Below are 11,037 nucleotides of genomic sequence, written 5' to 3'. Positions count from 1 at the left end.
CTCAGTCTCTAATATATGATACAGGATAAAGGTATCACTGTCAAGGGCTGAGCAAGAAATTGTTCAGTTTTTTCTTTTGCATCTCGGTAATTAGTTCTCCTCAAAAAATGCAGTACGGGGCATTCTAAAAAATTCTACCGCATACAAACCACGTATAGAATTAGAAAAAAAAATAAAAAAATGGTATAATGAAAAGAACTGCAATTTGATGGAGAGGATTCATGAAACACGTTTTTATTATCGGTAGTCGTGGACTACCAGCAAAATATGGTGGCTTTGAGACCTTTGTCCAACAATTGGTCAGTCACCAGAAATCCGAGAAAATCTGCTATCATGTAGCTTGTTTATCGGATACAAGTCATCATCAGCATTCGACCTACTTAGGTGCAGATTGCTTCACCATTAATCCACCTAAATTTGGACCAGCTCGCGTTATCGCTTATGATATGATGGCGATTACTTATGCCCTTAAAATCATTAAGGAACAGCAGATAGAGCGACCGATTTTCTATATCTTGGGAAATACCATAGGTGGCTTCATAGTACCTTTTGCGAAAAAGATTCACTCTGTTGGAGGTACCTTGTTTGTCAATCCAGATGGTTTGGAATGGAAACGGGCCAAGTGGGCTAAACCAGTTCAACGCTATCTAAAATTTTCTGAAAAAATGATGGTCAGATATGCTGATTTGATTATTGCGGATAATGAGGGAATTGAAGATTATATTCAATCTGAATACTCGGCAACCAATACACGCTTTATTGCCTACGGTACAGATTTAAGTCCAACTAAGTTAACAAAAGAATCTGAACAAGTTCGCCAATATTTTACAAATTGGGGAATCAGGGAGAAAGAATTCTATCTGATTATCGGTCGATTTGTTCCTGAGAACAATTATCTAGCAGCCATCAAGGAATTTATGAAGAGCGATACAAAACGTGATTTGGTCATCGTTGCAAACCATGAAGGCTCTGCCTATTTTCAAAAATTGAAAGATGAGACAGGCTTTATATCCGATAAGCGAATCAAGTTCGTAGGAACAGTGTATGACCAAGAACTACTTAAGTATCTGCGCCAAGAATGTCGAGCTTATATTCATGGACATGAAGTCGGAGGAACCAATCCTAGTCTCCTAGAAGCGCTGGCGCAAACCAATGAAAATTTGGTTTTAGGTGTTGATTTTAATCGCAAAGTTGCCCTAGAAGGGGCTCATTATTGGAGTAAAGAATCCGGTAATTTAAGTCAATTGATTAACCAGATAGATAAGCAGATGGAAGCAGAAGACCTAGGTAATATTGCCAAGAAGCACATGCACGAATCCTACACCTGGAGAAAAATTGTCCAAGAGTACGAGGAATTATTTTTAAAATGAAAGTAAACATACTCATGTCGACCTACAATGGTCAACAGTTTTTAACTGAGCAAATCCGCTCTATCCAAGAACAAACCTACACAGACTGGACACTGTTCATTCGTGATGATGGTTCCAGTGATCAGACTAGAAAGCTTATCAAAAATTTTGTGGAACAAGACCATCGAATTTGTTTTATTGACGCTGAGACAGATGAAAACCTTGGTGTCATCAAAAGTTTCCATAGATTGGTTCATTATGATACTGCTGATTATTATTTTTTCAGTGACCAGGATGATGTTTGGTTGCCAGATAAACTGGAAGTTAGTCTGAAAAAAGCACAAGCCTATCCAACAAATTTGCCATTGATGGTTTATATGGACCTCAAAGTTGTCAATCAAAATCTAGAGGTTATGGCAGAAAGCATGGTAAAATCTCAATCTCATCATGCCAATACGGAATTGGTGCAAGAGTTGACTGAGAATACTGTAACTGGCGGTGTCGCCATGATTAATCATCATCTTGCTGAAATGTGGCAAGTAACTGAGGATATTTTGATGCATGATTGGTATCTGGCCCTGCTTGCGTCAGCCTTTGGAAACCTGGTGTTTATTAATCTACCAGGGGAACTTTATCGTCAACATTCGGATAATGTCTTAGGAGCTCGAACTCTATCAAAACGCTTTAAAAAATGGATTCGTCCACATATTTTATTTGCAGTCTATTGGGAGTTGATAAAGAATAGTCAAAAGCAAGCCAGCCATTTATTACAAATGTCGCTATCTCAGAAAAATAGAGAATTAGTCGAAGCGTTTGTAACAATTATGGATAAACCAGTGCTAGAACGCTATAAAACATTAAAAAAATATGGTTTGAGAAAAAATAAAACTTTCCATACCTTTGTTTTTTCGAGCTTAATAATTACAAAATTTGCTTATAAGGAATAGTTATGAATTTATTAAATAAAGAAAATCAAATACTCTTAAGAGAGATGATAAAAACAGATTTTAAACTACGTTATCAAGGTTCCTTTATTGGGCATCTATGGTCAATTTTGAAACCAATGTTACTATTTACAATCATGTATCTTGTCTTTATTCGATTTTTGAGAATTGATGATGGTACCCCACATGCTGCTGTTGGCGTTTTGTTTGCAATGGTCAATTGGAACTTTTTTGCTGAAGCAACTAATATGGGAATGTTATCCATTGTATCACGAGGAGACTTATTGAGGAAACTAAGTTTTCCCAAAGAGATTATAGTTATTTCCTCAGTTGCAGGAGCTGCTATTAACTATAGTATCAACTTAATTGTCGTTTTAGCCTTCTCAATTGTGAACGGAATTTATCCTAATGTCAATTTTCTCGTTTTAATTCCTCTCTTTATTGAACTAGTTATTTTGGCTACAGGGATTGCCTTCATTCTCTCAAGCCTGTTTGTAAAATATCGAGACATCGGTCCAATTTGGGAAGTTATCATGCAGGCTGGGATGTATGCTACACCGATTATCTATTCACTAACGTATCTTTTGGATAGAGGGCAAGAACAAGTAGCTAAATTTCTTATGCTTAATCCATTGGCTCAGATTGTCCAAGATATTCGTCACTATATCGTCTATGATGGAAACTTGCGTGGATGGGACCTAATTGGAAACAAGGTAATTGCCTCAGTTCCATATGTCATTCCATTTGTAATTTTTGGGATTGGACTGATTATCTTTAGAAAAAATTCTAAACGTTTTGCGGAGATTCTTTAATGACAAAAAATATTGCAGTAAAAGTTGAACATGTTTCAAAATATTTCAAATTGCCGACTGAAAGTACCCAGAGCCTTCGAACAGCTTTGGTAAATCGCTTTAAAGGGATAAAAGGTTATAAAAAACAACATGTACTCAGAGACATCAATTTTGAAGTAGAAGAAGGGGACTTTTTTGGGATTGTTGGACGTAATGGTTCAGGTAAATCAACACTCCTTAAAATTATTTCTCAAATTTATGTTCCAGAACAAGGAAAAGCAACTGTAAATGGTAAGTTAGTTTCGTTTATTGAACTTGGTGTAGGTTTTAACCCAGAATTAACAGGTAAAGAAAATGTATATTTGAATGGGGCCATGTTAGGATTTACCCAAAAGGAAATTGATGATATGTATGATGATATTGTTGATTTTGCTGAACTTGGTGAATTCATGAATCAAAAGCTGAAAAATTACTCCAGTGGTATGCAAGTACGCTTAGCTTTCTCCGTTGCGATTAAAGCTCAAGGAGATGTACTAATCCTTGATGAAGTATTAGCTGTTGGTGATGAAGCTTTCCAGAGAAAATGTAATGACTATTTCATGGAACGGAAAAAATCTGGTAAAACAACAATACTTGTAACTCATGATATGAGTGCTGTTAAAAAGTATTGTAACAAGGCGGTGCTTATCGAGAACGGTTTGGTAAAAGCTTATGGTGAACCATTTGATGTTGCAGGACAATACCAATTGGATAACACTCATACTAACACCCCTACTACCACATCGAATGAAGAGGAATCGCCATCAAAAGGTGAGCTTGAAACAAATCATCGAATTCAAAATTTGAAAGCAGTATTACTACATGATAAAATTTATCAGCCCGAGGATATACTTCAATTTGAAATCTCTTATGATCAGTTAGTTGATGATGATACTTATCTAGCATTTACATTTTTTGATCTTGATACAGGGCAACCTTTATACAATGATAATTCTATGTACCTGTCAACTACAGGGATTGGTAAAAAAACATTTAGTTATGAGTGTTGCTTAGATTACTTTAATAGTATTAAGGTTAGAATGGTGATGGTTGTGAAGAATAGGGCTTCTGAGATTTTAGCTGTAACACCATTGGATGAGTCGCCGATTGTAACTATCGTTCGCAAAATTGATCAAACTGATTTATCATTGGTGGATTCTGCAGATGGAATTCTTAAAAGACAGGGAACCTTTAAAACAATCTAAAACATGGACTCAGAGGTGTTAAATGAGAAGACTACTAGTATATGTTCACTATAATAAATATAATGCTTATAGTGAATATGTTGATTATCAATTGAGTACAATTACACCCATTTTTGATAGAACTATTTTCATCAGCAATAGTCAATTAAGCACATCAATAGTTGAAAGTTTAGAGAGTAAGTTTAAAATTTCAAATCCTATTATACGAGAAAATGTTGGCTTTGATTTCGCGGCTTGGAGGGATGGGATTTTCAATTTAGATAGTCAAGAACTTCTTGAATTTGATTCCATCACATTTATGAATGATACATGTTTTGGTCCAATTTGGGATTTGGAAGGTTACTATCAAATTTTTGAACAGCAAACTGATGTAGATTTTTGGGGTATGACAAATCATGCTGAGGTTCCAAATAGCGAGCCATTTATTCCAGAACATTTACAATCGTATTTCATGGTTTTTAAAAAGTCTGTTTTTAGTTCTGAAATATTCTTGAATTTTATGAAGAATGTAGAAAATTTTACAGATGTTCAAAATGTAATTAATCAGTATGAAACACAACTAACAAAAATATTGATAGATGCTGGATTTCATTATCAATCCATTTTAGATACAACAAAAATAGAAAATAATGGGAAGTTGAATTTTTCATTAGATCACCCTAAAACTTTGATTGAGGCCAAAATTCCATTCTTAAAAGTTAAACTTTTTGAAATGCACCAACCTATCTCTCCGTATATTTTAGAGGAATTAAAGAGACAAACAGACTATCCAACAAACTTGATTATTGACCATCTATCTCAGGTTTACTATCCTGATTCGGTTTTCAAATTAAGTCAAAAACTATTAAAAAAAGAAACAAAGCTAGTAAACTTTGACGAATTTTCTAATGGTGCAGTAGTCATTCATCTTACTGACTTATGGACCTTTAACAGTATTATTGATAAAATAAAATCGTTAGCCAATAAATTCGATATAATTATTTCGGTTGAAAGTGAAGAACTGAAAAAGAGGATTCGCCTTGAATTGGAAAAATTTACTATCGTGGCTCAAATTTTTATTATAGAAAAATGTGGTTTTGCGTTTTCTCCTCTTTACCAACTAAAAGATAATATTACTCACTACAACTATATCGGTTTTTTGAACAGTTTTATGGTTGATTCGGATGACTTTTATAACGGACATTCAACTTACACTGAATTAGCTGATATGATGTTTACCGAGAGCGATAGTATTTTGCTCGAATTTTTAAGCAAAAGTAATGTAGGGGTGCTCATTCCTGATGTACCGACTTCATTCCGAATGCAACGCTTGGTCGATGCTGATATGGAGAATAGGCTCTCAAACGAATTGAATCAAGTGTGGAGAGAAGTATCCGAGCGGAAAAATATTGATTTTTCATCATTTGATAGTTTTGTTTTGCCATATGGTGGAGCGGTTTGGATGAAAGATGAAGTGGTCAAGCATTTGCTAAATGTACCAATTAGCCAGTTACTTAGAGATGACTACTCTGATAAAAATAAACTATTTAGCATTATTGATAGACTAGTTGTTTACTTAGCTTGGGATAAAGGATATGATTTTCGAATTATTGAAAATCCAAATTCCCTACCTTCATTTCTAGATAATAAAGTATTGAATCGTCAAAAAGTTTATCATGAGGTTGAAATAATCAAGGAAATTGAGGTAGTAAAAGAAGTTAAAGTAGAAGTCGTAAAAGAAGTCAAAATCCCAGTCTACCCAGATTTTTATATTAACATGTCAGACCTTAGTAATAGCAATATTAAAAATCTATTTATTGTTCCGTTTAAGGCGTTAAAATTTATTGTCAAATGGAATTATTACAAATGGAGAATAGGCCGAAAGGAGAAAAAATGAAAAAAATTATTCATAGTACTATTCGTACTTATCGCCAAGAAGGAACCAAGGCAACAATCCGAAAAATTAAAGCGCATCTACTAGGACAAAACCAAGTAGTTGTTACCCCTCCCTCTAAAATAAACATGGACGAACTTCCTCAAATGCCACAATTTTCAGATTTAGCTAGTGCTGATTATATTCATCATCCCTATATTAAACCTGAAAAATTATCCAAAGACAAGTTAAATATTGCTTGGGTATCTCCTCCAGTCGGACCTGGCGGCGGTGGTCATACGACCATTTCGCGATTTGTGAAATATTTACAAAGTCAGGGACATCACATTACATTTTATATCTATCATAACAATACTATTCCACAATCAGCAGGTGAAGCACAGCAGATTTTTTCTCGTTCTTATGGAATAGACGTGGATGTAGAAGAATTAGAAGACTTTAAAAATCAAGATGTAGTATTTGCTACGAGTTGGGAAACTGCTTACGCTGTTTTCAATCTACAAGATGACCATTTGCATAAGTTTTATTTTGTTCAGGATTTTGAACCAATATTCTTTGGTGTGGGATCTAGATACATGCTTGCTGAAGCAACCTATAAGTTTGGTTTTTATGGTATCACAGCAGGGAAGTGGCTTGTAGAAAAAGTTGGTCAATATGGAATGCAAGCAGATTATTTTGATTTCGGTGCAGATATTGATATTTATAAACCCAAAACACCAATTGTAAAGAAGAAGAAAATTTCATTTTATGCTAGGGCTCACACTGAGCGACGCGGTTTTGAAATTGGGGTTATGGCTTTGAAAATTTTCAAAGAAAAACATCCTGAATATGAAATCGAGTTTTTCGGTCAAGATATGTCAAATTACGATATTCCGTTCGAATTTACAGACCGTGGTATTTTAAATAAAGAGCAATTAGCAGCAATTTATCATGAAAGTGTAGCATGTTTAGTTCTTTCATTAACAAATGTATCATTATTGCCTTTAGAATTGTTGGTAGCAGGATGTGTTCCAGTCATGAACGACGGGGATAATAACCGCATGGTTCTCGGTGAGATTGATGATATCCTCTATACGGAAGCCTATCCTGTATCATTAGCAAATAAGTTATGTGAAGCTGTCGAAAGAGCCGATATTAATGAGCATGCCGAACAAATGAGTGATAAGTATACTGGTTTATCATGGGATGAAAGCTATAAAAAAGTGGAAAAAATTATTCGTCGAGAGGTTATAAATGGCTAACCAAATTAAAGCTACAGTATTTATTCCAGTTTATAATGGTGAAAATGACCATTTAGAAGAAACATTGTCCGCTCTTTACAATCAAGAGACGGATTTTAATTGGAATGTCCTTATAACGGATTCTGGTTCAAGCGATAATTCTGTTCCTATTATTCGTAAGTTTGCTGATAAATATGGGAACCTTACGTTAAAGCAGATTGATAAAAGTGAATATTCACATGGTGGAACTCGACAAATGGCGGCTGAAATATCAGACGGAGAGTATATGGTGTATCTTAGTCAGGATGCTGTTCCATACAATCAAAATTGGTTAAATGAGATGCTGGCACCGTTTGAAATTAGTGAAAAAGTCGTTGCGGTACTTGCACGTCAGAAACCTAGAGACTATTGTTTTCCTGCCATGAAATACGACATCAATGCGGTATTTGAGGAGCAAGGGACACCTGATGCGGTGACGATTTGGACTAGAACTGTTTCAGAACAGGTTGGAATGTACACAAAAGAATCATTTTATAGTGATGTGTGTTCAGCAGCTCCGCGTCTTTTTCTAGTGAATGAAATAGGTTATCGCCCAGTCAAGTATTCCGAGGATTATGAGTATGGAAAAGATATTATAGATGCGGGATATTACAAGGCATATAATGGCCGAGCAATAGTCGAACACTCAAACGATGTTTTGTTAAAAGAGTATAAAAAACGTATCTTTGACGAAACATATAACGTTCGTCTAAATAGTGGAGCACCAGAGTCGCAAATGAGCTTGTGGTTTATATTCCGTCAAAGTTTGAAAGGGATTCTAAAAGATATACCTAAAATATTGAGAGATAAAGATTATTCTTTAAAGAAGAAATTATATTGGTCAGTTGTTAATCCCTTGTTCCATATTGAGAAATGGCGTGGTATTCGACTTGCAAATACGATAAAACTTGGTGAGGATATATCAAACTTTTCATTAGAACATCAGGGGAAAAAAAGGAAATAGTCTATTAGTTGACAATCTAAATGTTATTTAATTAGGAAGAGAAAGTATTCCAAATGTCTTATTTCAAGAAAATATTTTACGAAAATATGAGAAAAATAATGGATAGAGATTTGAAAATTCAATCAATGAAAAAGTATTTTAAAAAAAGCATACAAAAAGATATACTTATGAAAGTTGTTTTGATGCTAGCTGCTATTGTGATTGGAACATTTTCATTGAGTGAATATTTAGTAGATTATATCACTATTAGCCAGAGTGTAAGCGAATTTCGGTATGTATTACAGGTCTTATCCGCTATTTCGATTCTCATTTTTTCATCCTATCTTTCTGTAACTATTGGAGGGGAATTTTTTAGAAAGTTAATAGATTCATATTTTGTATATTTACTCATCTCTTATTTTTTACTAATGACCCAAAATCTTAATAATGAATCTTTTGATATTACCACTTTTGATGTTGATTATTTTTTTGAGATAGGAAGTTTTGGAGTAATTTTTATTATCATTTCTTTAGCATTTGTTCTGAAGTATTTGACCAGCAAAGTTGAAGTGATTAGAAAGTATTCTAATTATTTAAATGAAAATAAGTCAACAAATTTATTATTAGCTTTATTAGTATCAGTAATCGTATTGCACGATAGCAAGCTGATAGAGAAGTTGAAGCAATTTTTAGCATTATCAGATTATAGTGATTATCAGCAGTTCTATTTGCAAATTTTATATTTCTCAGCAACCGTTATACTAATTGTTATTTTTATAACTATTTCATTTTGGCAAGCAATGAATAAGTTGCGAAATAATCAAACTAGCCTATCTTTAGTAATTATTAGTAGCTTATTTTTGGCGATGATTTTCAATTTTTTCATCCAATTTGGCATTCGGATGAATGAAGATTTTTATGGGGAATATATTTTTCCAGGAGCAACTGCATTTCAAATAATATTATTTGCGTCAATCAATTTGACCGTCTACCTACTTTTTAATCGCTATTGGCCATCAACTATTTTGATTATTTTTTCTGGAATTACAGTAGCGATTGTAAATGGAATGAAGTATTCCATGAGGCGTGAACCGCTATTGTTGACAGATTTTTCAATGGTATCTCAACTTGATTTAATCTTTAATTATATAGACTTAAAGATTTTAAGTGTAGCAATTTTATTAATTATTACATCCGTATTTATCACATTCTTTTTAAAGAGTAGATATCTGACGGGAAAAATCATAGCTAAGGTAAAAATCCAATTAGTAGTTCTTTCAGCAGTGTTCACGGTATTTGTTGGTATTCTGACAGTATTTTTTAATCAAGAAAACGGGCGAATTGCGGATAATATTCCTATTTTATCTAGACTAAATAATAGTTATAATATTTCTTTCACAGGTCACGCAACTACAGCACGTTTTCAATCATTATCTTATGTGTGGATGAAACAATTCACTCGTCCGATAATGGACAAGCCAAATAATTATAACCAGCAAACGATTCAAACGTTAGTTGAAAAATATACAAAGAGAGCTGCTGAAATAAATGCTAGTCGTTCGCAATTGATAGAGGATGAAACGGTTATCTTTATATTAAGTGAGAGTCTAGCCGACCCCACTAGACTTGAAGGAGTAACATTAAGTCAGGATGTGTTGCCTAATTTTAAAGAAATTGCTTCCGAAACGACGAGCGGTTTAATGAAATCGGACGCTTATGGCGGTGGTACTGCGAATATTGAAATTCAAACACTGCTTGGTTTACCATATTATAATTTATCTTCCTCAATCTCAATATACAATACTGAAGTTGTTCCTAAAATGAAAAAAATACCTTCCATTAGTGATGTCTATCATTCTCAGAATCGCTATGTTATTCATCTTGGAGAAACAAAATTATACTCTAGAGGAGAAGTTTATGGTAAATTAGGCTTCGATAGTTTTATAGCAAACGATAATCTTGCGCTACCACCAACGGAAAGTATAAAATATGGTAATTTTCCAAGCGATAGTTCAACCTATCAAAATATTCTTGATAAACTAGATATGAATCAAAGCCAATTCTTTTCAGTCATTACTTACCAAAATCATGTTCCGTGGTCCATAGGTGAGCCGTCTGAAATCACAGGAATAGGTGAAGGTTTTAGTGCGGATGAAAATAATCAACTTTCTAATTTCTCACGCTTACTTTTTGAAACGGATAAAGTCACAAAAGAATTTTTAGATAAATTATCAACAATGGAAAAGAAGATAACAGTTGTTTTCTATGGTGATCATCTTCCAGGATTGTATCCTGAAACTCTTTTTAAGAATAATTCAGAGTCCAAGTATTTAACCGATTATTTTATTTGGAGTAATAAAGATAATCAGAAATTAAATTTTCCGTTAATCAATTCCAGTGATTTTCCAACGGCACTATTAGCACATACAAATTCAAAAGTGTCCCCTTATTATGCACTTTTAACGGATGTATTAGAAAAATCTAGCGTTGATAAAACTGAGTTGGATGAAGAAGGTCAATTAACTGCTAATGATTTGAAGCTTATTCAGTATGATATTACAGTTGGAAAAAATTATTTAAAAAATTACGCTGAATTTTTTAGTGTAGAAAACTAAGAAATTCTACCTGTGGAGA

8 protein-coding genes are annotated in these 11,037 nt (G+C 33.8%); all 8 read left to right on the top strand.

The window, feature by feature from the left end; all coding sequences use genetic code 11:
• Positions 1-221 precede the first annotated feature (221 nt).
• Positions 222-1,370: a beta 1-4 rhamnosyltransferase Cps2T gene (cps2T, locus tag P7J49_RS09420; protein ID WP_408570529.1), complete on the top strand. Its 1,149-nt coding sequence runs from the start codon at positions 222-224 to the stop codon at positions 1,368-1,370.
• Positions 1,367-2,296, top strand: a complete 930-nt coding sequence (locus P7J49_RS09415) for a glycosyltransferase family 2 protein (protein ID WP_408570528.1) — start codon at positions 1,367-1,369, stop codon at positions 2,294-2,296. The genes cps2T and P7J49_RS09415 overlap by 4 nt, the downstream gene beginning before the upstream one ends.
• 2 nt (positions 2,297-2,298) lie before the next feature.
• Positions 2,299-3,105 carry an ABC transporter permease gene (locus tag P7J49_RS09410; RefSeq protein ID WP_044668178.1) on the top strand — a complete coding sequence of 269 codons (807 nt, stop codon included), beginning with the start codon at positions 2,299-2,301 and terminating at the stop codon, positions 3,103-3,105.
• Positions 3,105-4,328, top strand: a complete 1,224-nt coding sequence (locus P7J49_RS09405) for an ABC transporter ATP-binding protein (protein ID WP_044668179.1) — start codon at positions 3,105-3,107, stop codon at positions 4,326-4,328. Before P7J49_RS09410 ends, P7J49_RS09405 begins: the two co-directional genes overlap by 1 nt.
• A 22-nt stretch (positions 4,329-4,350) precedes the next feature.
• Positions 4,351-6,204, top strand: a complete 1,854-nt coding sequence (locus tag P7J49_RS09400; protein ID WP_408570527.1) for a rhamnan synthesis F family protein — start codon at positions 4,351-4,353, stop codon at positions 6,202-6,204.
• A gap of 5 nt (positions 6,205-6,209) precedes the next feature.
• Positions 6,210-7,442 (top strand): glycosyltransferase family 1 protein, encoded by a 1,233-nt coding sequence (locus P7J49_RS09395; RefSeq protein WP_044668250.1) that lies wholly within the window; start codon positions 6,210-6,212, stop codon positions 7,440-7,442.
• Positions 7,435-8,424 carry a glycosyltransferase family 2 protein gene (locus P7J49_RS09390; RefSeq protein WP_408570526.1) on the top strand — a complete coding sequence of 330 codons (990 nt, stop codon included), beginning with the start codon at positions 7,435-7,437 and terminating at the stop codon, positions 8,422-8,424. The genes P7J49_RS09395 and P7J49_RS09390 overlap by 8 nt, the downstream gene beginning before the upstream one ends.
• A gap of 98 nt (positions 8,425-8,522) precedes the next feature.
• Positions 8,523-11,018, top strand: a complete 2,496-nt coding sequence (locus P7J49_RS09385; RefSeq protein ID WP_408570525.1) for an LTA synthase family protein — start codon at positions 8,523-8,525, stop codon at positions 11,016-11,018.
• The last annotated feature ends 19 nt before the right edge of the window (positions 11,019-11,037 follow it).

It is taken from the genome of Streptococcus suis (assembly GCF_046032515.1).
Lineage (GTDB): Bacteria > Bacillota > Bacilli > Lactobacillales > Streptococcaceae > Streptococcus > Streptococcus suis_AL.
This window is presented reverse-complemented; position numbering and strand designations above follow the sequence as displayed.